This is a genomic window from Streptomyces soli, from assembly GCF_003999195.1.
GTDB classification, from domain to species: domain Bacteria; phylum Actinomycetota; class Actinomycetes; order Streptomycetales; family Streptomycetaceae; genus Actinacidiphila; species Actinacidiphila soli.
Genome location: NZ_RJVR01000126.1, coordinates 1 through 25501, shown reverse-complemented (window position 1 = coordinate 25501; position 25501 = coordinate 1). Strand labels below are relative to the sequence as shown.

At 71.8% G+C, this 25501-nt stretch carries 26 protein-coding genes, 1 tRNA gene and 4 pseudogenes; 9 read left to right on the top strand and 22 right to left on the bottom strand.

Annotation, left to right across the window (positions count from 1 at the left end):
• Nucleotides 1-56: 56 nt before the first annotated feature.
• Entirely contained in the window at nt 57-317 is a 261-nt protein-coding gene (locus EFK10_RS11105) for a DUF6343 family protein (protein ID WP_127355556.1), read from the top strand.
• Nucleotides 318-384: 67 nt separating this feature from the next.
• On the opposite strand, the gene EFK10_RS11100 is transcribed toward EFK10_RS11105, so the two are convergent.
• Nucleotides 385-458, bottom strand: a tRNA-Met gene (locus tag EFK10_RS11100).
• Between the two features lie 457 nt (nt 459-915).
• Here EFK10_RS11100 and EFK10_RS11095 point away from each other — a divergent pair.
• The 3 genes from EFK10_RS11095 to EFK10_RS11085 are packed head-to-tail and all read left to right on the top strand — an operon-like array spanning nt 916 to nt 4031.
• A complete protein-coding gene (locus EFK10_RS11095) occupies nt 916-2526 on the top strand; it encodes an ABC-F family ATP-binding cassette domain-containing protein (protein ID WP_127355555.1) in 1611 nt (536 codons plus the stop codon).
• A 42-nt stretch (nt 2527-2568) separates the two neighbouring features.
• Nucleotides 2569-3534, top strand: a complete 966-nt coding sequence (locus tag EFK10_RS11090; protein WP_127355554.1) for an aldo/keto reductase — start codon at nt 2569-2571, stop codon at nt 3532-3534.
• Between the two features lie 5 nt (nt 3535-3539).
• Nucleotides 3540-4031 (top strand): nucleotidyltransferase domain-containing protein, encoded by a 492-nt coding sequence (locus EFK10_RS11085; RefSeq protein WP_206305406.1) that lies wholly within the window; start codon nt 3540-3542, stop codon nt 4029-4031.
• A gap of 24 nt (nt 4032-4055) precedes the next feature.
• Here EFK10_RS11085 and EFK10_RS49895 read toward each other — a convergent pair whose 3' ends face one another.
• The 5 genes and pseudogenes from EFK10_RS49895 to EFK10_RS47265 form a co-directional block, all read right to left on the bottom strand.
• Nucleotides 4056-4256, bottom strand: a complete 201-nt coding sequence (locus EFK10_RS49895) for a TetR family transcriptional regulator C-terminal domain-containing protein (RefSeq protein WP_240677153.1) — start codon at nt 4254-4256, stop codon at nt 4056-4058.
• Nucleotides 4257-4537: 281 nt separating this feature from the next.
• Nucleotides 4538-4702 (bottom strand): annotated as a pseudogene (locus tag EFK10_RS49890) (TetR family transcriptional regulator); the annotation flags it as partial.
• Nucleotides 4699-6714, bottom strand: coding sequence for a CocE/NonD family hydrolase (locus EFK10_RS11075; RefSeq protein ID WP_127355552.1), 2016 nt, complete (start codon nt 6712-6714; stop codon nt 4699-4701). The gene EFK10_RS11075 and the pseudogene EFK10_RS49890, both read right to left, overlap by 4 nt.
• Before the next feature lie 641 nt (nt 6715-7355).
• A complete protein-coding gene (locus EFK10_RS11070) occupies nt 7356-7649 on the bottom strand; it encodes a DUF4190 domain-containing protein (protein WP_206305405.1) in 294 nt (97 codons plus the stop codon).
• A 20-nt stretch (nt 7650-7669) separates the two neighbouring features.
• On the bottom strand, nt 7670-7825 hold the full coding sequence (locus tag EFK10_RS47265) for a hypothetical protein (protein ID WP_164835932.1): 156 nt from the start codon (nt 7823-7825) through the stop codon (nt 7670-7672).
• A gap of 141 nt (nt 7826-7966) precedes the next feature.
• Between EFK10_RS47265 and EFK10_RS11065 the strand changes: the two genes are divergently transcribed.
• Nucleotides 7967-8596 carry a TetR family transcriptional regulator gene (locus EFK10_RS11065; protein ID WP_127355551.1) on the top strand — a complete coding sequence of 210 codons (630 nt, stop codon included), beginning with the start codon at nt 7967-7969 and terminating at the stop codon, nt 8594-8596.
• A 17-nt stretch (nt 8597-8613) separates the two neighbouring features.
• Here the strand turns inward: EFK10_RS11065 and EFK10_RS11060 are convergent, their stop codons facing one another.
• The 3 genes from EFK10_RS11060 to EFK10_RS11050 form a co-directional block, all read right to left on the bottom strand.
• A complete protein-coding gene (locus EFK10_RS11060; RefSeq protein ID WP_127355550.1) occupies nt 8614-9114 on the bottom strand; it encodes a peroxiredoxin in 501 nt (166 codons plus the stop codon).
• Nucleotides 9115-9421: 307 nt separating this feature from the next.
• Nucleotides 9422-9925 carry a GNAT family N-acetyltransferase gene (locus EFK10_RS11055; RefSeq protein ID WP_127355549.1) on the bottom strand — a complete coding sequence of 168 codons (504 nt, stop codon included), beginning with the start codon at nt 9923-9925 and terminating at the stop codon, nt 9422-9424.
• 55 nt (nt 9926-9980) lie between these two features.
• Nucleotides 9981-10259, bottom strand: coding sequence for an SAM-dependent methyltransferase (locus EFK10_RS11050; RefSeq protein ID WP_127355548.1), 279 nt, complete (start codon nt 10257-10259; stop codon nt 9981-9983).
• Between the two features lie 149 nt (nt 10260-10408).
• Between EFK10_RS11050 and EFK10_RS11045 the strand changes: the two genes are divergently transcribed.
• Complete coding sequence (locus EFK10_RS11045; RefSeq protein WP_127355547.1) at nt 10409-11314, top strand: YceI family protein; 906 nt, start codon at nt 10409-10411, stop codon at nt 11312-11314.
• A gap of 22 nt (nt 11315-11336) precedes the next feature.
• Here the strand turns inward: EFK10_RS11045 and EFK10_RS11040 are convergent, their stop codons facing one another.
• The 10 genes and pseudogenes from EFK10_RS11040 to EFK10_RS47260 all read right to left on the bottom strand — a co-directional run bounded on the left by EFK10_RS11040 (nt 11337) and on the right by EFK10_RS47260 (nt 20263).
• Nucleotides 11337-12134, bottom strand: a complete 798-nt coding sequence (locus EFK10_RS11040; protein ID WP_127355546.1) for a VOC family protein — start codon at nt 12132-12134, stop codon at nt 11337-11339.
• Nucleotides 12135-12433: 299 nt separating this feature from the next.
• Nucleotides 12434-13900, bottom strand: a complete 1467-nt coding sequence (locus tag EFK10_RS11035; protein WP_127355545.1) for an FAD-binding oxidoreductase — start codon at nt 13898-13900, stop codon at nt 12434-12436.
• A 121-nt stretch (nt 13901-14021) separates the two neighbouring features.
• A pseudogene (locus EFK10_RS49885) lies at nt 14022-14402 on the bottom strand (acyl-CoA dehydrogenase family protein); the annotation flags it as partial.
• Between the two features lie 257 nt (nt 14403-14659).
• A pseudogene (locus EFK10_RS11025) lies at nt 14660-15499 on the bottom strand (LLM class flavin-dependent oxidoreductase); the annotation flags it as partial.
• A 31-nt stretch (nt 15500-15530) separates the two neighbouring features.
• On the bottom strand, nt 15531-16508 hold the full coding sequence (locus EFK10_RS11020) for an ABC transporter substrate-binding protein (RefSeq protein WP_127355544.1): 978 nt from the start codon (nt 16506-16508) through the stop codon (nt 15531-15533).
• Complete coding sequence (locus EFK10_RS11015; RefSeq protein WP_127355645.1) at nt 16505-17287, bottom strand: ABC transporter ATP-binding protein; 783 nt, start codon at nt 17285-17287, stop codon at nt 16505-16507. The genes EFK10_RS11020 and EFK10_RS11015 overlap by 4 nt, the downstream gene beginning before the upstream one ends.
• 8 nt (nt 17288-17295) lie before the next feature.
• A complete protein-coding gene (locus EFK10_RS11010) occupies nt 17296-18183 on the bottom strand; it encodes an ABC transporter permease (RefSeq protein ID WP_127355543.1) in 888 nt (295 codons plus the stop codon).
• Nucleotides 18184-18372: 189 nt separating this feature from the next.
• A pseudogene (locus EFK10_RS11005) lies at nt 18373-19223 on the bottom strand (sulfurtransferase).
• Entirely contained in the window at nt 19220-19951 is a 732-nt protein-coding gene (locus tag EFK10_RS11000) for an alpha/beta hydrolase (RefSeq protein ID WP_127355542.1), read from the bottom strand. Before EFK10_RS11000 ends, EFK10_RS11005 begins: the two are co-directional and overlap by 4 nt.
• A gap of 174 nt (nt 19952-20125) precedes the next feature.
• On the bottom strand, nt 20126-20263 hold the full coding sequence (locus tag EFK10_RS47260) for a hypothetical protein (RefSeq protein WP_164835931.1): 138 nt from the start codon (nt 20261-20263) through the stop codon (nt 20126-20128).
• Between the two features lie 96 nt (nt 20264-20359).
• Between EFK10_RS47260 and EFK10_RS10995 the strand changes: the two genes are divergently transcribed.
• Nucleotides 20360-20926, top strand: coding sequence for a LysR family transcriptional regulator (locus tag EFK10_RS10995; RefSeq protein ID WP_240677142.1), 567 nt, complete (start codon nt 20360-20362; stop codon nt 20924-20926).
• Between the two features lie 248 nt (nt 20927-21174).
• Here the strand turns inward: EFK10_RS10995 and EFK10_RS10990 are convergent, their stop codons facing one another.
• Both EFK10_RS10990 and pdxR read right to left on the bottom strand, forming a co-directional pair.
• The gene (locus tag EFK10_RS10990) at nt 21175-21393 is read right to left on the bottom strand and encodes a hypothetical protein (protein ID WP_127355541.1); all 219 of its coding nucleotides are present in this window, start codon (nt 21391-21393) and stop codon (nt 21175-21177) included.
• 180 nt (nt 21394-21573) lie between these two features.
• Nucleotides 21574-23058 carry a MocR-like pyridoxine biosynthesis transcription factor PdxR gene (pdxR, locus tag EFK10_RS10980; protein ID WP_127355540.1) on the bottom strand — a complete coding sequence of 495 codons (1485 nt, stop codon included), beginning with the start codon at nt 23056-23058 and terminating at the stop codon, nt 21574-21576.
• A 29-nt stretch (nt 23059-23087) separates the two neighbouring features.
• Between pdxR and EFK10_RS10975 the strand changes: the two genes are divergently transcribed.
• Both EFK10_RS10975 and EFK10_RS10965 read left to right on the top strand, forming a co-directional pair.
• Nucleotides 23088-23888, top strand: coding sequence for a methyltransferase domain-containing protein (locus EFK10_RS10975; RefSeq protein ID WP_127355539.1), 801 nt, complete (start codon nt 23088-23090; stop codon nt 23886-23888).
• A gap of 538 nt (nt 23889-24426) precedes the next feature.
• Nucleotides 24427-24858: a VOC family protein gene (locus tag EFK10_RS10965; RefSeq protein WP_127355538.1), complete on the top strand. Its 432-nt coding sequence runs from the start codon at nt 24427-24429 to the stop codon at nt 24856-24858.
• Between the two features lie 104 nt (nt 24859-24962).
• Here EFK10_RS10965 and EFK10_RS47255 read toward each other — a convergent pair.
• The coding region (locus EFK10_RS47255) for a mannosyltransferase YkcB-related protein (RefSeq protein ID WP_456318721.1) at nt 24963-25501 on the bottom strand (539 nt) is incomplete at its 5' end.

Sequence of the window (25501 nt, the reverse complement as noted above, 5' to 3'; positions counted from 1 at the left end):
CCCGGTGGTAGGCGACGCCGGGTGCGGGTAGGGGTCAGGTGGGAGAGGCGATTGCCATGCGTACTGGGAGTGAACCGAGGCAGGCACTGAGTCCGCTGCGGATGCGGCGCGCCTTCACCGTGTGGGGGCTGGTCTGGGCCCTGGTCGGGACGGCGATCTTCGCGGCGGCCGGGCGGCCCGGGTGGGCGATCGTGTTCGGGGTGGTCGCGGTGCTGGCAGCCGTGGACCTGGCGGTGATCGCGCACCGTATCCGGCAGGGCCCGCACTGGCAGCCGGGGCCGGATGTGCCGCCGCACGGGCCGGCCGACCGGCACTGAGCGCCCACGGGGAAGGGCGGAAAAGGCGGAAGGCCCGGGGCTGATGCCTCCGGGCCTTCCGATTCAGTAGCGGGGACAGGATTTGAACCTGCGACCTCTGGGTTATGAGCCCAGCGAGCTACCGAGCTGCTCCACCCCGCGTCGTTGAACCCAACCTTACGGTGTGTGGTCCGCAGAACCAAATCGCGCCCGGAAGGGCAGCGCTCACGCGGTCTGCGTGGGCCTGCGGCGCGGAGCGGCGGAACGGGGCGGGATGGAACGCATGTGTTCGCGGACGCGACCCAGGATGTCGCGGAGCGCGGTGATGTCCGTGCGCCCCAGGGGCGCCAGCAGGAGCCGATAATTGCGTTGCGGACGTCAGGGCCGGGCCGTAACTTCTGGTCCGGCCCTGTTGTCGTTGATCGGAGAAGGCTGTTGCTCGTCTGAGGTCCTGAGACACCGACCGTGCCGGCGCTTCTGCGCGTCCGCGCGGCCCGGATACGTCGTCGACCTCGGCAGCGAGCCGCCTTCAGGCCTGCGCATCCCCGCCGTATCCCGACTTTTTTCCCGGTGTCTCCACACGTTGCCCATCGCCACTGCGAGCAACCTGGAGGCCCGTATGGGGCACTCACCCACCTCGATCACCTGCTCCCGCCTCTCCTTCGCCTGGCCGGACGGCACACCGGTCCTCGACGACTTCCATCTGGTCGTCGGCCCCGGCCGCAGCGGCCTGATCGGGGTCAACGGCTCGGGGAAGTCGACCCTCCTCAAGCTCATCGCCGGCGAGCTCGTCCCCACCGGCGGCACCGTCCGCGTCAGCGGCGAGGTCGGCTACCTCCCGCAGAGCGTCGCCCTGGACACCGCGCTCCGCGTCGACGAGGCGCTGGGCGTCGCGGTAGCGCGGCGCGCACTGCACGCCATCGAGGCAGGCGACACGGCCGACGAGCACTTCGCGGCGGTCGGCGACGACTGGGACGTGGAGGAGCGGGCCCGGGCGACCCTCGACCAGCTCGGCCTGCCGCACATCACCCTCGACCGGACCATCGGCGAGGTGTCGGGCGGCGAGTCGGTGCTGCTGCGGCTGGCGGCGCTGCTGCTGCGCCGCCTGGACGTCCTGCTGCTGGACGAGCCCACCAACAACCTGGACCTGGAGGCACGGCATCGGCTCTACGACGCCGTCGCCGCCTGGAACGGCGTCATGGTGGTCGTCTCGCACGACCGCGAGCTGCTGGGACTGGTCGACCAGATCGCCGACCTGCGCGACGGCGAGGTCCAGTGGTACGGCGGCAATCTGGACGCCTACGAGGAGCAGCTCGCCGTCGAGCAGGAGGCGGCGGAGCGCATGGTGCGCGTCGCCGAGGCCGACATGAAGCGGCAGAAACGCGAACTGGCCGACGCCCAGGTCGCGTTGGCGCGGCGGGCGCGCTACGGGCAGAAGAGCTACGAGAACAAGGTGGTACCGCGCATCGTGGCCAATGCGCGGAAACGCCAAGCTCAGGTCTCCGCCGGCAAATACCGCATCATGCACACCGAGAAGCTGGAGGAGGCCAAGGAGCGGCTGGACGAGGCCGCCGAGGCGGTCCGCGACGACGCCGAGATCCGCGTCGACCTGCCGCACACCGCCGTGCCGGCCGGCCGCATCGTGCTGACGCTGCGCGACCTGCACCTGCGTTACGGGGGCCGTGTGGCCGGTACGGAAATCCGCGGGCCCGAGCGGATCGCGCTCACCGGGCGCAACGGCGCCGGCAAGTCGACGCTGCTGCGTACGATCGCGGGCGAGATCCCGCCGGTGGCGGGCGAGGCGGTGGCGCACGTACCGCTGCGCTGTCTGCCGCAGCGCCTCGACGTCCTGGACGACGAACTGACCGTGGTCCAGAATGTCGCCGCCTTCGCGCCGGCCGCCACCAACAACCAGATCCGGGCCCGGCTCGCCCGCTTCCTCTTCAAGGGCGCCCGCGCCGACCAGCCGGTCGGCACCCTCTCGGGCGGCGAACGCTTCCGCGCGACCCTGGCCGCCCTGATGCTGGCCGAGCCCGCGCCGCAACTGCTGCTGCTCGACGAGCCGACGAACAACCTGGACATGGCGAGCGTCCGCCAGCTCACGGCTGCTCTCGCCTCGTACAAAGGCGCACTGATCGTGGCCGGCCACGATGTGCCCTTCCTGCGGGACATCGGAATCACGCGGTGGTACCGGCTGGACGACGAGCTGACGGGAATTGATCCACTGTGAGCGCGAGTTGAGAGAAAACCGCGACGCGAGGAGAGGCAACTGATGCGCACCACAACGCTCGGCAGCAAGGGCCCCGAGGTCGGAGTCGTCGGCCTGGGCTGCATGGGGATGACCTATGCCTACGATCCGGCCGGCCGCGACGAGGCAACCTCGGTCGCGGTCATCCGGCAGGCGCTGGACCTGGGCGTGACCCTGATCGACACGGCGGACGCGTACGGGCCCCACACCAACGAGGAGCTGGTCGGCCGCGCGCTGGCCGGCCCGTACCGGGAGCGGGCGGTGCTGGCCACCAAGGTCGGCCTGGTGGTGACGGGTTCGGAGGACGGCAGGCCCGTGTACGGGCGCGACGGGCGCCCGGAGCACATCCGCAGGTCGATCGACGACAGCCTGCGCCGCCTCGGCACCGACTACGTCGACCTCTACCAGCTGCACCGCATCGACGAGGAGGTGCCGGTCGAGGAGACCTGGGGCGCGCTGGCGGAGGCGGTCACGGCGGGCAAGGTGCGGGAGATCGGGCTCTCGGAGGTCTCGGTCGAGGAGATCAAGCGGGCGACCGCGATCCATCCGGTGGCCTCGGTGCAGTCCGAGCTCTCGCTGTGGACGCGGGACCCGATGGCGGACGTCCTGCCCTACTGCGAGGAGCAGGGCATCGCCTTCCTGCCCTTCTCCCCGCTGGGCCGTGGCTTCCTCGCCGGCCGCTTCGCCTCCTTCGACGACCTTCCCGCCGACGACATGCGCCGCCGGCTCCCCCGCTTCCAGCAGGAGGCGCTGCGCGCCAACCTCGCCATCGTGGGCAAGGCGCGGCAGATCGCCGACCGCCTCGGCTCCACCCCCGCCCAGGTCGCCCTCGCCTGGGTGCTGGCCCAGGGCCGGTACGTCGTACCCATCCCCGGCACCAAGACGCCCGCCTACCTCGCCGACAACGCCGGCGCGGCCGACCTGGTCCTGTCCGCGGCCGATCTGGCGGAGCTCGACGCCCTGCCGGCGGCGGAGGGGACTCGGTACTGACCGTGATGACCGCTGACGACGTGCTGTCCGTCCTCGCCGTGCTCCGGGGGGCCCGCGTCAGTGTCTGGATCGGTGGCGGCTGGGGCATCGACGCACTCATCGGGGAGCAGTCCCGCCGCCACCGCGATCTGGATCTCATGCACCGGCAGGACCAGGAACCGACCGTCGTCGCAGCTCTCGCGAACGCCGGTTTCGCCGAGACCCTCGACCTGCGTCCGGTGAGGTTCGTCGTCACGAGTCCGGGCGGCCAGGAACTCGATCTGCACCCCCTGGTCTTCGCTCCGGACGGCGCGGCCGTACAGGCCTCGCCGGACCCGGAGCGCCCGTTCGTCTACCCTGCTGACTGCTTCGTCACGGGGACGATCCAGGGGACGCCCGTCCCCTGCCTGTCAGCGCGGCAACAGGTCTACTTCCACCAGGGGTACGAACCGGCCGACCACGACCGCCGTGACATGGCCCAGCTCCGCAGGGTTTTCGGTATCGCCACACACTTCTGACCGGCGGAGCCACTGAGCTACCGCTCACCGCTCCAACTCCACCTCGACCAGCCGGTACAGGTGCCGCCTGGCGTCGTCCGTGCTCAGCGGGGGCGCCTGGCAGAGCCGCTGCAGGGCGAGGCCGTCGACCAGGGCGGAGAAGCGGACGGCGAAGCCGTCGGAGTCGTCGGAGTCGTCGCAGGTGAAGTCGCCCTCGGCGTGGCCGCGTTCCACGAGGGCACGGATCTCGGCGTGCAGGCGGCGTAGCGTTCGGCCTGGCCACGGGCGAAGGCCTGGTCGCCGCGGTCACCGGCGTTCCAGTAGTCGAACCACATGCGCCAGTGCCGGTCGGTGTCGTCCGTGAAGAGGGTGTCGATCATCAGCCGCAGACCCTGCGTGGCACCGGGCGCACTGTCGGCGGCCTCGCTCATGGCGGCGTAGTAGGGCTCGAAGTGCAGGACCATCGCCTCGGAGAGGATCTCCTGAACGCTGCCGAAGTGGTACGTGACCGTGCCGACCGACACCCCCACCGCAGCCGCCACGTCGCGCACCCCGACCGACGCATAACCGCGCTCGGCGATCAGCGGGACCGCCGCCTCCACGATCAGGCGGCGCCTGACCTCCGTGGGCTGACGGGTGCGGGCGGCGGCGGCAACGGCGCGACGCGGCTTGCGTTCGGGGGCTGAGGTCATGCGGAGGTCCTCGGCACTGCGCGGTGCCATGCTCGCTTGGCCACTGTCTCTCCGTTCGCCCGTGCCTCGACGTGGCTGTCCATGATGAATTCCGTCGCGGTCGCGCGCAGCTCGGTCCCGGTGGTGATCTCCACGTCCCATGCCTCGCCTCGCCGCAGCCGCGTCTTCCACCGTGAGCTTGCCACGGCCGACAGCGGATCGCCGGAGCGGATCCGATAGGTCTCGGTCGCGCTCTCCTCGTAGCGCAGTCCGTCGGGGTAAGTACGGGTCCCGCCGTAGTTGGGGTCGACCTCCAGGGTCCACTCCCCCGTCGCCACATCGTGCGTGACGCGGCGCTCGGGCCGGTCGGCAGCGCCGGCAGGCGGCTCGGTCGTCCCCGCGAGCGGCACGGCCTGTTCGGGCTCCTCGAAGTGGATGGGCTCACGGCCCTCGTCGTACGCCGGGTCACGCACCGGGAGCAGTACGGCGCTGTCCGCGGGGAGCACGGTCAGCGCGCCCCGCTCGCCGTGCGGCCAGACCCAGGGCCAGTACGCGTCCGAGACGGCCACGCGGATGCGGTGGCCGGGCGGGAAGGCGTAACCGGTGGCATTGAGCCCGAACTCGACGTCCTCGAAGGTGCCCGGCGTCCACTCGACCGCCTGGTCGCGGCCGTGGCGGCTGAGCAGGTTGAGCACGCCTCGGGTCACGAGGGTGGACGAGCCGTCCGGGGCCACGTCGCAGACGCGGGCGATGACGTTGGCGCGCGGGGTGTCGCTGTCGAGGCGGAGGCGGACGCGCGGGCGGCCCAGAATCTCCACGCGGTCGGTGAGCGGGGCCGAGTCGAAGCAGACGGAGCGCCCGTCCTCCTCACGCTGGTCGGTCGGGAGGTCGGTCGGGTTTCCGTACGGGCAGAAGCGGCCGGCGTCGACGCCCGTGTGCTGCGGCGACCTGACCACCACCGGCTCGGCAGTGCCCAGAGGACGTTCGTCCCAGGTGACGGACGGCGACGGCCAGGTGTCCTCGCCGACCCAGCGGCCCGGCATGGTCTCGTAGAAGGTGGCCGGCGGCACCGAGTCATTGATCCAGCCGCGCAGCGCCGGGTCGTCCATGACCCCCGTCTCCTCGCCCTTCAGCCAGTGGTCCCACCACCGCAGCGTCTCCTGCAGGAACCCGATCGCCGGGCCCGGCGGCAGGCCCGTGTCGGGATACTGGTGCGACCAGGGGCCGATGAGGCCACGGACGGGGGTTATGCCGTCCAGATTCTCGACCAGGCGCAGCACCGTGTCCCGGTACGGGTCGGCCCAGCCGCCCACCGCGAGAACGGCGGCGTCGATCGCCGCGTAGTCCTCGCAGACACTGCCGTGCCGCCAGTACGCGTCCCGCTCCTGGTGGGCCAGCCACGTGTGCAGGTACGGCTCCAGCGCGTCCAGCCGCTCGCGCCACATCGGCAGCCACTCGTCCCCGACGGTGGCCGGGTCCGGCGGCCGGGCCGTGAACGCCAGCATGGTGCCCGCCCAGGCGAGCATGTCGATCCCGAGGACCGCTCCGCCGGTGTAGTGCACGTCGTTGTCGTACCGGTCGTCGGTCGAGCAGACGGTGACGATCGCCTTGAGGGGTTCCGGGCGAAGAGCGGCGACCTGGAGGGCGTTGAAGCCACCCCAACTGATGCCGAACATCCCGACCTTGCCGGTGCACCACGGCTGCGCCGCGAGCCAGTTGATCACGTCCACGCCGTCGTCCAGCTCGGTGGGCGTGTACTCGTCCAGCATCACGCCCTCGGAGTCGCCGCTGCCGCGCATGTCGACGCGTACGGAGGCATATCCGTGCCCGGCGTAATAGGGGTGCCGCTGCACGTCGCGCGGGGCGGTCCAGTCGCTCTTGCGGTACGGAAGGTACTCGAGGAGGGCGGGGACGCGGGCCGTGTCGGCGTCCGCCGGGCGCCATATTCGGGCGTGCAGGCGCGTGCCGTCGCGGGTGGGGATCCAGACGTCCTGGACCTCGACCTGGCGGTCGAACTGCTCTCGGTACCGCATACTGCCCCTTTTCTTGACGCCGCCCTCGCAGGCCTCGGGACGGCTGCGCCGGACTCCGTCCGTCGTGCCGGGGTTGGCGCGGGTGGCTGTGGTTGTCGGTCGGGTGCGGGCCGGTGGCCAGGTGGTTGTTCCCCCACCCCGCCCCTTCCCGAAACCAGGGGCGCTGCCCCTGGACCCCGGGAGGGTGCGTTGTCGGCTGCGGGTCCCTGGCCGGGTGCCCCTCTCGCCGGGTCGAAGGTCTGGCGTCGGAGGCCGGGGGCGGGCGATCCACATCGTGCCGCCCTGGTCGGGCTTGCCGGGGTGGCGGGGACGGACGCGGCGGCGCGAGCAGCCGCTGAGCAGCCAGGAGGCGCCGAGCGCGCCGCCTCCGGCCGCTGCGGCGGTGAGCACCGACCGCCAGGGGACGCTCGCGGCGCCTCTTCGGTGTCGGGAGGTGTCGGGCATACGGCCACCGCCCCTCTCACTAATCGCTCGCCGGAACGATTAAGTGAAGTCCGTGAACGACAACCACGCCCGCGACCCGCGCCAACCCCCGGACGCCGGTAATTGACCCGGGAAACGGACTCGCTACGCGCGAACACACAGCGGGCCCCACCCCGGGAAGGGGTGGGGCCCGCTGGCGTGTGAACGAAGATCGCCGGTCAGAGGCCGAACGGCCAGATGACGCCGTGGTGCATCGTGACCAGCACGACCAGCACGACCAGGTCGGCCGCGCCCAGGAAGAGACCCAGGATCGCCCGGCCCGGGCGGCGGGTGCCGCGGACGAGGGAGATGCCGCCGAGGATCAGGGCGAAGGGGCCCAGGACGGCGTTGAAGGCGAGGAGCCCGAGCAGGCCGAGCACGAAGGAGGCGACGGCCATGCCGTCGGCGCCGTCGGTGCCGTCCTTGGGACGGGTGCGGGCCCTGGTGGCGTCGGGCGTTGCGTAGGTGTCCATGAGTGCTTCCCCCTGGGTTGTCAGCGGTTGCGGGTGTGCGAGACGCGCTCGCGGATGTAGAAGGCGAGCAGCCAGGCACCGACGAGCCCGGCACCGGCCATCAGAACCGGGAGGGAGGTGTAGGAGGCGGCGCCGAGGAGGACCCCGAAGGCGACCAGGACGACAAGGAGGGCCATGTGCGCGCTCTTTCTCGGGTGGTGGCGAAGGACCTGCGAAGAGATTTTGAGTGAACAGTTGGAGTAACAGTTGTTCACTGACTTAAAGACTACTCGTCCCACGGGTCGCCAGACTCGGCGAACAGTTGTTTACTGGATGACATGAGTCACACCCTCGGGGTCAGACAGGCCCAAAAGCTGCAAACCCGTCAGGCCCTCCTCGACGCCGGCCTGCGCCTGCTGGAGAACCAGAGCCTGAGCAGCCTTGGCCTGCGCGAGGTCACCCGCGCCGTGGGGGTCGCACCGGCCGGCTTCTACCGGCACTTCCGGGACATCGCGGACCTCGGAGTCGCCCTGGTCGGCGAGTCATTGGGAAGTCTGCACGCGATGATCCAGGCGATCCTCGACGAGCAGGACGACGCCGCCGAGGTCATCAACCGCTCGGTCGACGTCATCGCCCGGCATGTACGCGAGCACCGCGCCCACATCCGCTTCATCGCGCGGGAACGGCACGGCGGCGTAAAGCCGGTACGGGAGGCGATCGCGGCCGAACTGGGGCAGTTCGCCGACGAGGTGGGCGCCGCGCTCGGGGCGCAACCGCTGTCGGAGGGTTGGAGCGCGGCGGATCTGCGGATGCTGTCCGAGCTCTACGTCGACCGCATGCTGATGACCGCCACCGCCTTCATGGAGGCGCCGGCCGAGGACCCGGAGGCCGAGGCGCGGATCGCGGGGACCGCGCGCCGTCAGCTCTACCTGATGCACCTCGGCCGGCAGCACTGGCTGGGCGGCTAGCCAGGCCCAGGCCTGTCCTAGCTAGTGGCCAGCGCCTTCTCCAGCTCACCGGTGAGGATGTCAGTGCTCTGGAAGGTCAGCCCGGCCAGGGCCACGTGCTTCCAGCGCACGGTCCCGGCCGCGTCGATGATGAACACCGAGCGGCGCAGGCCGAGTCCGGGCACGGCGATGCCGTACGACTTCACCACCTCGCGGGCGGTGTCGGCGAGCAGCGGGAAGCGCAGGTCGTAACGGCGGGCGAAGCCCTCGTGGCTGTCCAGGTCCTGGGGGCTGATGCCCCAGACGGTGGCGCCGAGGTCCTTGAAGCGGTCCAGGTCGGAGGTGTAGGCGCACAACTGCTTGGTGCAGACGGCGGTGTTGTCGCCCGGGTAGAAGACCAGGACCAGCGGCTTGCCGCGCTGCTCGGAGAGCGTGTAGCTGCCGCGCACGGCGTCACCGGCACTGTCGTCGGTGGCGAGGAGGAGGCCGGGCAGGGTGAAGTCGGGCGCGGGGGTGCCGACCTCGGGGGTTTTGGCCATGGGAGTCCTTAGCTCAGGGCGCGAAGCGCGAGGGCAGCGGCTCGTCCGCCGGCGGTTCGCTGGCCGCCGGTTCGGGGCCGTCGCTCGTCAGGTAAGCATGGCCGACCGTCGGTTTCGTCACCAGGTCGGGGTGGTTCATGGCCCCGCGGCGCAGGAGGGCCTACTTCACCGCGGGGCCGGGGTGGCCCGTACGAGGGCGGACGTGAGCTTCGGACAGCCGGTCATCGTCACGGCTAAGCGGCTCAACGGCTCAACGCTCAACGTAAGCGGAAGGGAAGGGCTGCGTTCCACGCGCCCTGCCGGCCGGTCACCGGGCGCCGCCCGGCTTGAGGGCGAAGACGTTCACCGGCTTGCCGAACAGGACGTCCTCGCGGCCGTAGGTGAAGCCGAGCCGTTCGGCGACGCGCTCGGACGCGGTGTTGCCGTGGTGGATCATGGCGGTGATGAGGTCGAGCCCGAGGTGGCTGAAGCCCCAGTCGACGGCGGCGCGGGCGGCCTCCGTCGCGTAGCCGTGGCCCCAGGCCTCGGCGCGCAGGGTCCAGCCGACCTCGACCTCGTCGAACTGCCGCCAGTAGTGGAGGCCGCAGCGGCCGAGGAACTCCCCCGTTGCCTTCAGTTCCACGGCGCACAGCCCGTGACCACGGGTGGCCCACTGGGTCTCGATAGCGGAGAGCCGCTCCAGGGCCTGGCGCTGGGTGTAAGTACCGACGAAGCGGTTCACCCGCTCGTCCTGGTGCAGGGCGACGAATGCGTCCACGTCCGCGGTGGTCAGCGGTCTCAGGCGCAGGCGATCGGTTTCGATGAGAGTCACGGGCCGGAGCGTAGCCCCGGCCCGTGGTCCGGCGGAAGGTTCGTGTCCTTGCCGGTCAGGGCTTGTACGCGACCGTGCCGTAGGCGTTGATGTCGTCGTCCGTGACGTCGTTGATGTCGAGGTGGCGGACCTTGTCGATGGGCTCGAGGGAGTCGAGGATGTCCTGGTTCACGGCTTCGCCGTCGCCGTTGTCCGAGGCATGGTCGGGACGCCAGTGGTGGGCCGGGACGATGCCGGGCTCGACCACCTCCGGACCGCTGTCGGTGAGGAAGCGCAGGATTTCGTCCCGGGAGCGGAGGACGAATGTGAAGCCCCGTTGTTGATAGGGGGGCATGCGCGTGTGGCTGCCGGTGCGTCAGCCGGGACCGGGCGGGATCTGACGGTCCCCCCGATTCGCGATTGCAGAGCGCAACCATCTAGGGTTGAGTCCATCTCTCCGCGCCTACCGCGGAGGACAGCGAGCGGCAGAGAGGATAGGCGGTCATGGCGCTGCTGCGGCGCAGGGGTACGACATCCGACAGCGGCGGGACGCCACTGCTTCCACCGATCGCCTCGGGCGCGGGTCTGCTGAGCTGCCAGGTCCTGGATCCGATCGGCCATCCGATGGGCAGCGCGGATATCACGGTCAGCGACATGGCCACCGGCCGGACCCGGGTGAAGGGCACCAGCGACCCGTACGGCACCTTCCTGACCACGCTGCCGCCCGGCAACTACACCGTCACCATCAGCGCCGACAGCCTGCATCCGTACCGCGGCACGGTGGAGATAGCCGAGGGGCTCCAGTCCCCCATCGGCCAGGTGCAGTTGGCGCCGTCGCCGCAGGCCGAGCTCCCGCCGCCCGGCACCTGGCTCTTCGACCCGCCGCACACCGCGATCCGCTTCATCGCCAAGCACGTGGGCATGGCAAATGTGCACGGCCGCTTCGAGCGCTTCGAGGGCAGCATCCGCATCGCCGACCGGATGGAGGACTCGCAGGTCGAGGTCCATATCGAGGCCGCCAGCATCGCCACCTGCAACAAGACCCGCGACAACCACCTGCGCTCCGACGACTTCCTCGACGTCGACCGCTATCCCTACGTCCACTTCGCCAGCGACCGCTTCGTGCACCGCGGCGGCTCCAAGTGGACCCTCCAGGGCCACCTGACCATGCACGGCATCAGCCGCTCGGTCGGCCTCGAGACCACCTACCTCGGCCTCACCACCGGCGGCTATGGCGAGGAGCTCCGCTGCGCCGCCCTGGCCAAGGCCGAACTGCATCGCGAGGACTACACCCTCAACTGGCGCAAGATGCTGGCGCGGGGCATCGCGGTCGTCGGTCCGACGATCCAGCTCGAGCTGGACATCCAGGCCATGTTCGCCAGCCACGACACCCCGACGCCCCCGGAGTAGCGAGCAGACGGTGCCGGGTTGGTCAGGCCTGCATGGGCGGCTGGCTCTTGATGACGGAGAAGAGCGCGCCGGACGGGTCGGCGAGTGCGGCCATGCGGCCGACCCCTTCCATGTCGACGGCGGGCATGTGGACGGTGCCGCCGGTCTGGTTGGCCTTGGTGACGACGGCGTCGACGTCGGTGACCTCGAAGTACGGCAGCCAGTGCGAGGTCGCGCCGGAGGAGACGTACTCGTCGGCGAGTTGCATGATGCCGCCGATGGAGGCTTCCTGGCCGCCGCCGGTGGTGGAGACGACGGTGTAGGTCAGGCCGCCGGGGAGCGGCATGTCCTGGGCGTCCCAGGCGAAGACCGCGTGGTAGAAGTTGCGGGCGGCGGCCGCGTCGGTGGTGTGCAGCTCGGTCCAGCAGAGCGTGCCGGGTTCGGTGACGGCGTCCAGGCCCTTGGTCTCGTTCGGCTGCCAGGCCGCGAATTCGGCGCCGGTGGGGTCGGTGAACCCAGCCATCCGGCCGGCGGTGAAGACGTCCATCGGCTCGAAGCGGACGGTGCCGCCGGCCTGCTCGACGGTCTTGGCGGTGAGGTCGGCGTCGGGGGTCTGGAAGTAGATGGTCCAGGCCGGGCCGGCGCCCTGCTGCATGAGCGGGCCGACGGCTGCCACGGTCCTGCCGTCGAGCTGGAAGAAGCCGTAACCGCCCGCCTCGGGGCCGAGCGACTGGAAGGTCCAGCCGAACAGGCCGCCGTAGAAGGCGACGGAGGCGTCGATGTCGGGCGAACCCAGGTCGATCCAGTTGGGGGCGCCGGGAACATAGTTTGTGCTGAGCATGTCCGCTCCTTCGACAGGTGCTGTCCCTGGTCGTCCTCAGTCTTGCACCGGGCACTGACAACCGCGCCTGGGAAGCGGGCGACTACGTTTTAGAGGCCGCGCAAATAGGTGGGGCGGAGGATGGAGCGTGTCGAGGGCCGAGTCTGGCAAGGCGGTGGGGGCACTCTCCCCCCAGACTCCGTCCGGGGGGAGAGTGCCCCCACCCAGCCGCCAGGCTGGGAGACGTCGTCGACCGACGACAACGCCACCAGGCGCCGCCCATCGGCACGCGACACCGCCCCACCTATTCGCGCGGCCTCTTAGATGGCCTTGCCCGGGTTGAGGATCCCGTGGGGATCGAAGGCCGCCTTGAGCCGTCGCTGCAGGGCGTGGTTCTCCGGCCCCAGCTCGTCGGCGACCCAGCGCCGCTTCAGGACGCCGACCCCGTGCTCCCCGGTGAGCGTGCCGCCCAGCCGCAGCGCGGCGGCGAAGATCTCGCCGGCCGCCTGCCAGACGGCCTCCGGCACGCCGGTCAGGGTAGGGGTCTCCCCGCCGAAGGTAGGGGAAGGGTCGACCACCAGGATCGGGTGCAGATTGCCATCGGCGGCGTGCGCCAGCGTGTAGACGGGTACGTCGTGACGTGCGGCGATGGCCTCGATCTCACGCACGGCGGCGGCGAGCCGGGAGCGCGGCACAGCGATGTCCTCGATCAGCGGCCGGCCGACCCGCTCGATGGACGGCAGGGCGAGCCGGCGGGCCGCCAGCAGTGCCTCCGCCTCCACCGGGTCGTCCGTGACCTGCACGGATGCCGCCCGGGCCGTGCGCAGTACACGTACGACCTCCTCGGCCTCGGCCAGGGCGCCGGCCCCGTCGCACTGGACCAGGAGCAGCGCCTCACCCTGCCCGCGCAGGTCCGAACCCTGGGCGTCGTCGATCGCGGCGAGCACCGGGCCGTCGAGCAGCTCGGCCATCGCGGGCACAATGCGGGCCGCGCCGATCGCGGTGGCCGCGTCCGCCGCCGCCTCCAAGGTGCCGAAGTACGCGGCGACGGTCGCCGTCGCAACCGGCACCGGCCGCAGCCGCAGCGTGGCCGAGGTGATCACGCCGAGCGTGCCCTCCGAGCCGGTGAGCAGCGCGGTCAGGTCGTAGCCGGTGACCCCCTTGACGGTGCGGCGGCCGGTGCGCAGCAGGGTGCCGTCGGCCAGTACGGCCTCGAGGCCGAGGACGCTGTCCCTGGTGACGCCGTACTTGGCGCAGCGCAGGCCGCCCGCGTTGGTGGCGATGTTGCCGCCGATGGTGGAGATGGCGGCGCTGGCCGGATCGGGGGCGTAGCGCAGGCCGTGGGCGGCGGCGGCGCGGTCGAGGTCGGCGGTGATGACGCCGGGCTCGACGACGGCGAGCTGGTCCTCCGGCGCGATCTCCAGGATGCGATTCATGCGGGCCAGGTCCAGGACGAGGCTGCCCTCGTCGGCCGTGGCACCGCCGGACAGCCCGGTCCCGGCGCCCCGGGGGACGACCGGTACGCGCAGGGCGTCGGCGTGGCGGAGGGTGGTGCGTACGTCGTCCGCGTCCTCGGCGTGGACGACGGCCAGCGGCTCCCCTCCCCCACAGCTTCGCGTGGGGGTATCCCCATTTCGCTCCGCTCGCCGGGTGCCGGAGCGGTCGGTGGCGTATGCGGCGGTGCTTGCGGGGTCGGTGGTGAGCCGGTCGGGGGCGAGGTCGCGGGCGAGCAGGCCCAGCAGGCGGGCTCCGGCGGCGGCGCGTTCGGTGGTCAGGGAGGTCGTCATCGGCCCAGGGCCGCCTTCCCGAGGGCGAGCAGGACGATGTCGTCCTGGGGCGCGTGGAGGGGGCGCACTGGATGTCGCGGTAGTGCCGCTCCAGGGGGTTGGCGCGGCTCAGGCCCGGGTTGCCGAGGAGCCGGACGGCGGTTTCCACGGCCGTGGTGGCGTGCCGGGCGGCCAGGACCTTGGTGCCGAGGGCCTGTTCGGGGGTGTACGAGCCGTCGCCGGCGTCGACGCGTTCGGCGCCGCCGAAGACGAGTTGCTCGGCGCTGTCGAGGAGCAGCTCGATCTCGCCTGCGGCGCGGCGGAAGCGTTCGGTCTCGGCGACGGGGTGGCCGAGGTTGCTGGGGACGCGTTCGTGAGCGAAGCGGTGGAAGTAGCGCTGGGCGGCTCGGGCGACGCCCAGGTAGAGGGCGTTGAGCGGCAGGTGGAGGGCGGCGAGGGCGCGGTTGTCCTGCTGGGCGCCGGGGCCCTGGGCGGCGATCTCGACCAGGTTGTCCTCGGGCACCTCGACCTCGCGGAAGGTGATGTCGTGGCTGCCGCTGGCGCGCAGGCCCAGGTGGTCCCAGCGCTGCGTGATCTCGATGCCGGGGGTGGAGCCCGGGACGGCGAAGGTGCCGACCCGGGGCTCGGGTTCGTCGGTGGTGGCCCAGACCAGGAAGTAGTCCAGGCCCTCGGCGCCGCGGTGGTGGAGCCGGAAGCGTTGGTGGCGGTGGCCAGCGGGGTCCACAGCGCGCGGTCGTGCAGATCGCCACGGGCGGCGACATCCAGCAGCCGCTGGGAGCCGACGTTTGCGGGGCGGCCGGTGCCGAAGGCCGGGTAGTGGGTGTGCTTGGCGCTCTCGGCGTGGTTGGCCTTGACCTGTCCGAGGATGCGGTGGGCCTTCTCCCAGGCAAGCTCGTCCGTGGGGGCGATGATCGGCCGGAAGGAGACCCAGATACGCGGCCGGGGGCGCCAGGCGGCGTCGGCGTACGCGTTGACGGAGGCGATCTGCTCGGCGGTCTCCTTCAGCGGCTCGCCCCACAGGCCGAAGATGTCGCCCTGCTGTCCGCCCACGCGGTAGGCGTCCTCGGAGGAGCCGCCGACAGAGATCGGGATGGTGTCCTGATAGGGCGCCACTTGGGACTGGAAGCCCTCGAAGCGGTAGTGCGCACCCTCGTGCGAGACGGGGCCGCCCGCGGACCACACCTTGCGCAGGATCTGGATGTACTCGTCCGAGCGGGCGTATCGCTCGGACTTGGAGAGGTAGTCGCCCTCGCGGCGCTGCTCCTCGTCGTTGCCGCCGGAGATGATGTGGACGGACAGCCTGCCCTTACTGATCCGGTCGAGCGTGGCGAAGGCGCGGGCGGCGTGGGTCGGGAAGGTCACGCCGGGGCGGTGGGCGAGCATCGGCTTGAGCCGCTCGGTGTTGGTGGCGACGAACTGGGCGAGCTGGAGGGCGTCGGGCGAGGAGGAGTGGTAGGCGACGAGGGTGTAGTCGAAGCCGCCGTCGTCCAGCGCGCGGGCGAACCTGCGCGTGTGGTCGGGGTCGATACCGAGGCCGCGGATCGGTTCGCCGTCGTTGGCGCGGTTGGGGTGGATGGCGCTGATGAATTCCACGGGCATGGCCGCGGGCTCCTTACGTGGCTTGTGCCGGTTACTTGGCGAAGAGGCTGGTGTCGACGGAGTCGGCGACATTGACGTTGGGGTCGAGGATCTTGATGCCGTGCATCGTGTCCGCCACGTTCTGGACCGTCTTGGTCACGGCCGGGGTGATCGGGACCAGTTCGCCGTAGCCCTGCTTGACGATCAGCTGCGCGACCGCCGCCTTTGCGCCGGTCGCCTTCTCTATGGCCTGGGCGTACGCGTCCTGGTGGGTGCCGCTCCAGGTCAGCGCCTTGTCCAAGCGCCCCAGGAAGTCCTTGATCGCGGCCTTCTTGCCCTGGTCGGCCAGCGCCTTGTCCGCAGCGCCGATGAAGCCGTAGCCACTGACCCGGCCGCCGGTCCCGTCGACTATCTGCCGGGCGCCCTGGTCGACCACGGCCGCCTTGTAGGTGCCGAAGGTCGCCCAGGCCTCGATCTTGCCGGCGGTGAAGGCGGCCTGTGCCTGGGTGGGCAGCAGGTATTGCACGTGCACGTCGGAGTACTTCAGCCCGGCCTGCTGCAGGGCGTTGGCGAGCAGGTATTCGGCAATGCTGCCCCGGGCGGAGGAGACGACGACGTTCTTGCCCTTCAAGTCGCTGACTGTCTTCACGCTCGAGTTCTTCTGGACGACGATGCCGGTCGACGACCCGTCGTTGTGCAGCGCCGCGACCCCCTTGACCGGTACGCCCCCGCTCTGCGCCTGGAGGGTGGGCAGATCGGCCGCGTACGAGGTGTCGGCGGCGCCCGCCTGCACGGCCTGGAAGAGCGGGGCGGCGCCCTCGAACTCGGCCCACTTGACCTTGTACGAGGTGCCCTTGAGGACCCCGGAGGCGTTGAGCAGCGTCTGGAGGCTCTTGGCCTGGTCGCCGACGGTGAGGGTGACCTGGGGGGAGGACGATGCCGCGCCGGCCGCGCCTCCGCAGCCGGTCGCGGCGAAGCCCGTGGCGGCGAGGGTGAGCGATGCGAGGAGGGCGCGGAGTCCGCGGGTCATGACGAGATCCTTTCGAGGGGTGTTTCCGAGGCCGATGCGTCGTGGACGCCCAGCCAGCCGAGCAACCGGCTGCGCAGGCTGACGAATTCGGGCGAGCCGAGGGCGCGGGGGCGGGGCAGGTCGACGGTCACCTCGTGGGCGATGCCACCGGCGTCCATGACCAGGACGCGGTCGGCGAGCAGCAGCGCCTCCTCCACGTCGTGCGTGACCAGGAGGATGGAGCAGCCGTGCCGCTGCCACAGCTCGCCGACCAGTCGCTGGGCGTTGACCCGGGTCAGGGCGTCCAGCGCGCCGAACGGCTCGTCGAGCAGCAGCAGTTCCGGTTCGCGTACGAGGGCCCGGGCAAGCGAGACGCGCTGGGCCTCGCCGCCGGAGAGCGTCTTGGGCCATACCCCGGCGCGTTCCTCGATGCCGACCTCGGCGAGGTAGCGGGTGGCCAGCGCACGGTCGCGGTTGGCCCTCCCGGGCAGGCCGAGGACGACGTTGCGCCAGACCCTCAGCCACGGCATGAGCCGGGGTGACTGGAAGGCGGCCGACCGGCGGGCAGGGACGATGACCTCGCCGCTGATCTCGTCGTCGAGGCCGGCGAGGATGCGCAGCAGGGTGCTCTTGCCGCAGCCGCTGTGGCCGAGAAGGGCGACGAACTCGCCCTTCGCGATGGTCAGATCGAGGTCGTCGATGACCGTACGGCCGTCGAAGGTCCGGCTTAGCCCGCGGATGTCGACGCTGCTGGTCTCACTCTTGTCGCCGCTGCTGGCGCTGCTGGCGTCGCTGCTCATGTCGTCGTTCACGCCCCGTCGCCGTCGAAGGAGGCCCGCCAGGACAGCAGGCGCTTGGAGAGCAGCCGTACGACGAAGTCGCAGAGCAGCCCGAGGATCGCGTAGACGGCGAGGCAGAGCACGATCACGTCGGTGCGGAAGTACTGCTCGGCGTTGCTCATCAGGTAGCCGATACCGGCGTCGGCGTTGATCTGCTCACCGAAGACCAGGGCCAGCCAGGCCGTCGACAGGGCGTACCGCAGTCCGACCAGCGCGCCGGGCAGGGCGGAGGGCAGGATGACGTAGCGGATGAGCGCGATCCGGCCGAGGCCCAGCATGCGGGCGGCCTCGACGAGCTGGGAGTCGGCGGAGCGGATGCCGCCGTAGATGTTGAAGTACAGCGGATACGTGACGCCGAGGGCGACCAGTGCGATCTTCGGGGTCTCGTCGATGCCGAACCAGACGATGAACAGCGGGATCAGACCCACCCAGGGGATCGCCCGGAACATGCCCATCGACGCGTCGACGACGTCCTCGCCGAGCCGGAAGAGCCCCGCGGTGAGCGACAGCGCGAGCGCGATGGCGGCTCCGATGACGAAGCCGGTGGCGGCGCGGCGCCCGGAGGCGGCGATGGCGCGGGGCAGTTCGCCGCTGGAGGTGAGCTCGATGGCCTGGCGTACGACGTCGACGGGCGAGGCCAGCACATTCTCCGGCAGGACGCCCGTCACGCTGCCGAGGTACCAGGCGACCAGCAGCCCGACCGGCCCGATGGCCCGGCGTACGGCGCGGGGCAGCCGGGGGATGCGACGGGCCCGGCGGGCGGGGCGGATGGTGAGGCGGGTGTCGGGCGGGGCGGCGGCCTGTGCCGTCGGTTTCGGCGGAACCGCACCGGGGGCGGCGTACTCCTTGACTGACATGGGGGTCCTCTCGGGTTCGGCCAGGAGTGTGCTGAAGGTCTGGGCCGGATCAGGGAGCGGCGTCCGGTGTGTCGCTGCAAGGCGGACGGATTCCCAGATAGTGGTGTCCTATCTGGGGCTTCGGCCAACGCAGCAGATGGGCGTGCTGGGCGTCGCGAGCCCGGTACAGACCTTCAGCGCGCTCTTGGATCAGCCGGGCTGGGAGCCAAGCGCGGCGGGGCGGGCGGGGTCGGCGGACCAGGCGGACCAGGAGCCGGGGAAGAGGGCGGCGTCGATGCCGGCGATGGCGAGGTCGGCGATCTGGTGGGCGGCGGTGACGCCGGAGCCGCAGTAGACGCCGACGGCGGTTGCCGGGTCGGCGCCGAGCTCCGCGAAGCGGGCGCGCAGTTCGGCGGCCGGGAGGAAGGTGCCGACGGCGGTGAGGTTGTCGCCGGTGGGGGCGCTGACGGCCCCTGGGATGTGGCCGGCTCGGGGGTCGACGGGCTCGGTCTCGCCCCGGTAGCGCTCGGCGGCGCGGGCGTCGAGGAGGAGGCCCTTGCTAGCGAGGCCGGCGGCCTCGTCGGCGTCGAGGACGGGGAGGCGGCCGGGCGTGAGGGTGATGTCGCCGGGCGGCGGCGCGGGCACCGGGTCGCCGGCTGCTAGGTGCAGGCCCGCGCTCTGCCAGGCGGCGAGCGCGCCGTCGAGCAGGGTGACGTCCTCGACGCCCGCCCAGCGCAGCAGCCACCAGGCGCGGGCGGCGGCGGTGTTGCCGTTGTCGTCGTAGACCACGACCGGACGGCCCGCGCTGATGCCCCAGCGGCGGGCGGCCTCCTGGAGCCGCGCCACGTCGGGGATGGGGTGGCGGCCGCCGGCCGGGGTCGGGGCGCGGCCAGTTCGGTGTCGAGGTCGGCGAAGACGGCGCCGGGGATGTGACCGACGCGGTAGTACTCGCGCCCGTTGGGGTCGCCGAGCTGCCACCGTACGTCGAGGACGACGGGCGGCGCGTCGGAGCGCAGCGCGAGGTCCAGCCCGGTCGGCGTGATGGTGACGGCGGTACTCATGCGGTCGCCTCCGGCGTGGCGATGGCGGGCAGCTCGGGCGACAGGCGGAGCCGTTCGAGGAAGAGCACGACCGTGGCGGCGACGGTGCGGTGCGTCACGTCGTTGAACACGTCGTGCCGCCCGCCCGCGAAGCTGATCAGCTGCACCCCGGGGAAGCCGCTGTACGCCCGCCGGGCCCCGGCCAGGGGGCTGACGGCGTCGTCGCTGCCGTGCAGGCCCAGCACGGGCACGGCCACCCGGTCCAGCTCGGCGGCCGGCAGCACGTCGGACAACTGCCCGGCCAGGGCGCCGCGCAGGAAGTCCGGGTCGGCGGTGAGCCGGCCCCGGTGGGTAGGGCAGGCGGTGCGCAGTTCGAGCTCGTCCTCCCAGCCGGAGCCGCTGGGCGCCGTGTCGGCGGTGGGCAGCCCGGCCAGGACCAGCGCGTCCACCCGGGCGCCTTCGCGGGCGGCGAGCGCGGTCGCGTACAGGGCGCCGGTGTCGGAGCCGACCAGCACCTTGGGGCCGGGGTCGGCCTCGTCGAGCAGCAGTTTGGCGGCCTGCCCGGGGACGGCCGGGTCTCGGGTGGCGTCGCCCAGGACCCGTACCCGGTAGGCGTCGAAGGCGAGGCGGCGGCCGAACCGCTCGTACACGGCACTGTTTTCGCCGCGCCCGGGCAGCACGATGAGGGTGCCGCGCGGGGCCAGGCCCTCGGGTTCGTCCCAGGCGTGGACATGCTGGTCGTAGGTCATGGGGGTCCTCGATTCGGGAGGATGTGAAGGGCGGCGCCGGCCGGTGTACGACAGGGAAGGCAGGCCGAGCGCGCACGGACCGGCGTCACAGGCGAGCCGGGGGCAGCGGGGCAGCACAAAGGGCCTGGGCCCCGGGGCTCAGCGCGAGCGCGGCGGGGGCGGCGGGTCAGTGGGTCACAGACAACACATGGTGTTGACGAGGCCGAAGTCGACCACGCGGCGTTGCGTCAGCAGCGCGCCCGCGGCGTGGCGCCGCCGGGCGTCGAAGGGGCGCGGCGCGACGGCCGTCCCGGGAACTGCTCGCAACAACATGACCCCAGCATGTCCGATGCAGGCTGCACTCGTCCAACGACGATTCACCATCGGATCCGATCACGAATCCTGATCGATGGGTGCTAGCGTTCGCCCATGGCACATGTGCTCGACATCGTGGCGCTCCGCAGCCTCATCGCCGTCGCTGACCGCGGCGGCTTCCACCGGGCCGCCGAGTCGCTGGCGCTCAGCCAGTCCGCGGTCAGCCAGCATGTGCGGCGACTGGAGAAGACCCTGGGCCGCCCGGTCGTGGAACGCGACGGCCGCCGTACCCGGTTCACCGCCGAGGGCCGGCTGCTGCTCGAGCAGGCCCGGCGCATCATCGCCGTCCACGACGAGGCGCTGCGCACCCTGCTGGGCGTGGAGGGCGACCCCGACGTCATCGTCATCGGCTCCACCGAGCACGCCGCCGACCAGATCCTCCCCCGCCTGACCGCCGCCGTCCGCGAGGTCCTGCCCGACTGCCGGGTACGTTTCCGCATCGACCGCTCCGCCCGGCTGGTCGAGGCCGTGGACCGGGGCGCGGTCGATCTCGCGGTCTACGTCACCGAGGCCGCCGCCACCGAGGGCATCCCGGTCGGCGGTCTCCCCCTCGCCTGGTACGCCGCCCCCGAGGGGGAGCGCCCCCGCCGGGCCGGCCCCGCTCCCCCTCGTCGCCATTGAGGACCCCTGCGCCATCCGCCGCCGCGCCCTGAGCGTCCTCGCCACCGTCGGCGGCCAGGGCCCGGACGGCCTCGCCGAGCGTGCCGACCTGCCCTCGGTCCCGGCGATCCGGATGAGCGCCCACGCCCGCAGCGGCGCCGACCCGGCGATGGTGGCCGGCGCCGTCGAGGCCGTACGGGAGCTGTTCACGCAGTCGACGGCGGCGCGGGCGGCGGCCTGACCGGGTGCGGGTCAGCCGGCTTTTGGGCTCAGCGGACCTTGCCGAAGAAGTCCCGCAGGTCGGCCGCCCGTGCGCCGGGAGTCGTCATGGCGACGAAGTGGTGCCGTCCGGGGTTGGACTCCGGCCAGTGGATGACGGTGTTGTCGCGCTCGGCCGGCCTGCGGATCGCGGGCGGCCCGCAGCAGACCGGTCTCTGCTTTGAATTCGCCTGGCCGACAGGGCAGTTGGCGGTGCTTACATCGGCCACGATGACGACCCGGAGGTGCCGGTCAGCCAGTACACGTCGCGCCGACACTCTGGAGTGGCTCGCGGCGCGGTTGCTCATGATCGGCTGCGAGCTCCAGGTGCACGAGCCGCCGGAGCTGTCGGCGTGTCTGCGCGAGCTGGGCGCCCGCGCCGTCCGGGCGGGGGTGGCCGGCGACTCGTTTCAGCGGACGACCGTACGGAGCAGGTCGCCGAGGGTCGCGATCCCCTCGGCGATGTCGGGCGGGGGGCTCGCGGCGTAGCCGAGCACCAGTCCTGGGGGGTGCGGGCGCTGGGTGTGCCAGGACAGGGGCTGTGTTTTGACGCCCCGCGCCAGGGCGGCCGCGGCGAGGTCGGTGTCGGCGAAGGCCACGTTGAAGGTCACCATCAGGTGCAGGCCGGCTGCCGCGCCGTGAACGACGGCGTCCGGGAGGTGGTGCCGGATCGCCTCGGTCATCGCGTCCCGGCGGCGGCGATGGCGTCGGCGCAGGAGGCGCAGGTGGCGTTCAAGTTCGCCGGATTCCATGAGGCGGGCCAGCACCAGTTGCGGCAGGGCGGCGTTGCCGAGGTCGGCGAAGCGTTTGGCGGCGAGGAGGGCGTCGCGGTAGGGCGGCGGGGCGAGGAGCCATCCGGTTCGCAGGGCCGGGGCGAGAAGCTTGGAGACGCTTCCGGCGTAGCAGACGCGCTCCGCGAGCATCGCGCGCAGGGCGGGGACCGGAGGGCGGTCGTAGCGGTGTTCGGCGTCGTAGTCGTCCTCGATGATCAGTCCGCCCTCCTCGGCCCAGCGCATCAACTCACGGCGCCGTTCCCCGCCGAGGACTACGCCGGTCGGGAACTGGTGGGCCGGGGTGAGCAGGACGCCCGGGGCGCCGGTGGCCCGCAGTTCGTCGACCCGTATGCCGTCGGCGTCGACCGGGACGGGCGGGGTGGCCAACTGCCCGGTGCTCAGCTGCTGACAGGCTCCGAGTGACCCGGGGTCCTCCACGGCGATCTCGCGAATCCCCGCGCCGTGCAGCACCCGCGCGAGCAGGCTGAGCGCCTGGGCCGTGCCGGCAACGATGATCACCTCGTCCGGATCCACCCTGATCCCCCGGTTGCGGGCCAGCCAGTTGGCGACGGCGCCACGCAACTCCGGGGTCCCCCGGGAGTCTCCGTAGCCGAGCTTGGACGCCGAGAGGTCCGCGAGTACGGAGCGTTCGGCGCGCAGCCACGCCGCTCGCGGGAAGGCGGCCAGGTCGGGCACGCCCGGCGACAGGTCGATCCGGGCCGGCGCCGTCCGCAACGTGTCGAAGACATCCGCCCCGGGGCGGGCGGTGAACGGCCCTGCGGTGAAGGGCGCAGCAGCGGACCCTGGCGGCAGCACCGGAGCGGCGACGACCACCGTGCCGGCGCGGCCCCGCCCGGCGACCTGCCCGTCCTCCGTCAGCCGCTGGTAGGCCTCGGTGACCACGCCACGCGATACGCGCAGTTCGCCGGCCAGCACCCTGGTGGCCGGCAGCCTGCTCCCCACCGGCAGCCGGCCGTCCGCGATCGCCATCCGGAGGTGCCGGGCCAGCCAGTCGGACAGGCCGCCGGGCGGCGCGTCGGCCATGTCCAGCTGGAGGAAGTCGGACCCGGACGCGCCGACCGTTATGGACCGGTCGGGGGCATCGCCATTGGACCTGTTCATCAGTCCATTGTGCCGACAGGCTGAGTCGCATGAGCATGAGTTACGTCCACGGCTACTCGTCAACCGAAGCCCGCCGCCTGGGAGATCAGGCCGACACCCTGGCGGAACTGCTGCACCGCGACACCGCGTACCCCGCGGGCAGCAGGGTCCTGGAGGCCGGCTGCGGGGTGGGCGCCCAGACGGTGCACCTGGCCGCGGCCAGCCCGGGGGCGCACATCGTCGCGGTCGACCGCAACGCCGGCTCTCTCGCGCAGGCCCGCGCCCGATCGGCCGGCCTGACGGACGTGGAGTGGTGTCACGCCGACCTCTACGGCCTGCCGTTCGCCGACGGGTCCTTCGACCACGTCTTCGTCTGCTTCGTCCTGGAGCATCTCGCCGAACCACTGCGGGTGTTGGCCGAGCTGCGGCGCGTCCTGCGGCCCGGCGGCAGCATCACCGTGATCGAGGGCGACCACGGTTCCGCGTTCTTCCACCCCGACGACCCGGACGCCCACGCGGCGATCGCCCACCAGGTCCGCCTGCAGTCCGCCGCCGGGGGCAACGCGCTGATCGGGCGGCAGCTGCAACCGCTCCTGACCGGCGCCGGATACGACGACATCGTCGTACGTCCTCGTACGGTCTACGCCGACCGGACCCGCCCTGCACTGGTCGACGGCTTCACCCGCAGGACCTTCATCGCGGTGATGGAATCCGTCCGGGACGACGCCCTGGCCGCCGGCCTCGGCACCCCGGCCGAGTGGGACCGGGGCATCGCCGGGCTGCGCCGGACGGCTGAGGAGGACGGCACCTTCCACTACACCTTCTTCAAGGCGCGCGCCGTCAGGCGGTGAGGGCGGGCAGGGCCACGCCGGTGAGGCGTTCGGCCTCGGCCCACAGGCGGGCGTTGGTCGCGGCGTCGAGGGCCCTGCGGGTGATGCGGGCGGTGGCGGTGGGGCCGACCAGGCCGAAGCGTCCGCCCGGGCCGTAGTAGCCGCCGCGGACGGCGTCGGGGCTGGTCGCGGCGTACAGCAGCGGCTCGGTGCCCTGCTCGACGCCCTGGGAGGGCAGGAGGTCGAGCGAATTGAGCAGTGAGCGCTTCGGCTTGTCACGTCCCAGGCTCGCGCCCGCCGTCTGGAGATTCGTACGGGTGTAGCCGGGGTCGGCGCCGGTGCTCAGCAGGTCCCAGCCGCGTTCGGCGGCGACGGCGGCGAGCTGCCGGGGCGAGATGAGGTCGGCGAGCTTGGGCTCGGCTTCACCACGACGCTCCGCGGGCTGCTCGAAGTGCTGCTCGCCGGACTGCTCGCCCGCCCCTCGCGGTCAGGACCCGCGTGGGGCGGCGACGCGGAACGTATGCTGCAGCACACGTAAGTACGTCGTCTGGAGTCAGACATGAAGCCGAATCGGTCCATCCCGGCGTCGACGGTCATCCCCGTTCTGATCTATCCCGATGTACGCGAGGCGGTCGCCTGGCTGGGCGCGGCCTTCGGTTTCGTCGAGCGGGTGCGGATCGGGGAGGACCACCGCGCACAACTCGCTTTCGGCGACGGTGCCGTGATCGTCGGGGATGTACGCCAGGATCGCCGACCGCCACGCCCCGGCGAGGTCACGCACTCGGTGATGGTGCGCGTGGAGGACGCTCGTGCCCACTGCGAACGAGCCCGGGAGCACGGCGCGCAGATCGTCATGGAACCGACCGACTTCGAGTACGGCGAAAGGCAGTACGCCGCCGAGGACCTTGCGGGCCACCAGTGGACGTTCTCGGAGACGCTCGCGGACGTCGCCCCGGAGGAATGGGGCGGGACGTCCGTCGCGACCGCATGACGTGCGTAGCGGACGGCTGAACGCGCCTGACCGGGGCCATGGAGTCCATGGCGCCGGTCAGGCGGGTCCGGCATCGCGCCGGGTACTGCTCTCGCAGTTACCGCTCAGTTGCCGCTCAGGTCGTAGACCGTCGTGGTGCCCACGGTCGTCTTCGTGTAGTTCGCTGCCACCCACGCGGTGATCTGCGACGCCGTGGTGGTGGTGCCGCTGTTCGACTTGCCACCCGCGTCGATGAAGTAGTGGATCTTTCCTTCGGCCACATACTGCTGGAACTGCGCGAGCGTCGGTGTCGGGTCCGTGCCGTTGAAGCCACCGATCGCCATGACGGGTACCCCACTGGCCAGTTGGAAGCCGGCGGCGCTGGTGGAGCCGACCGTGGCGGCGGTCCAGGTGTAGGAGCCCGTGTCGGTCTTCAGCAGTGTCGTCATCTCGGAGCTGACAGTGACGCCGTTGAGCAGGGAGTTGCCACCGCCACCGCCCATGCCACCACCCATGCCGCCTCCCGGCTGCCCGCCCGGGGCCGAACCCGTGGTCCCGCCCTGGCCCTGCGGCGCCGTACCCGTACCCGTACCGGCCTGGCCCTGCGGCGCCTTGCCGCCGCCGCCCGCTCCGCCCGGCCTGCCGCCGCCGCCACCGCCACCGC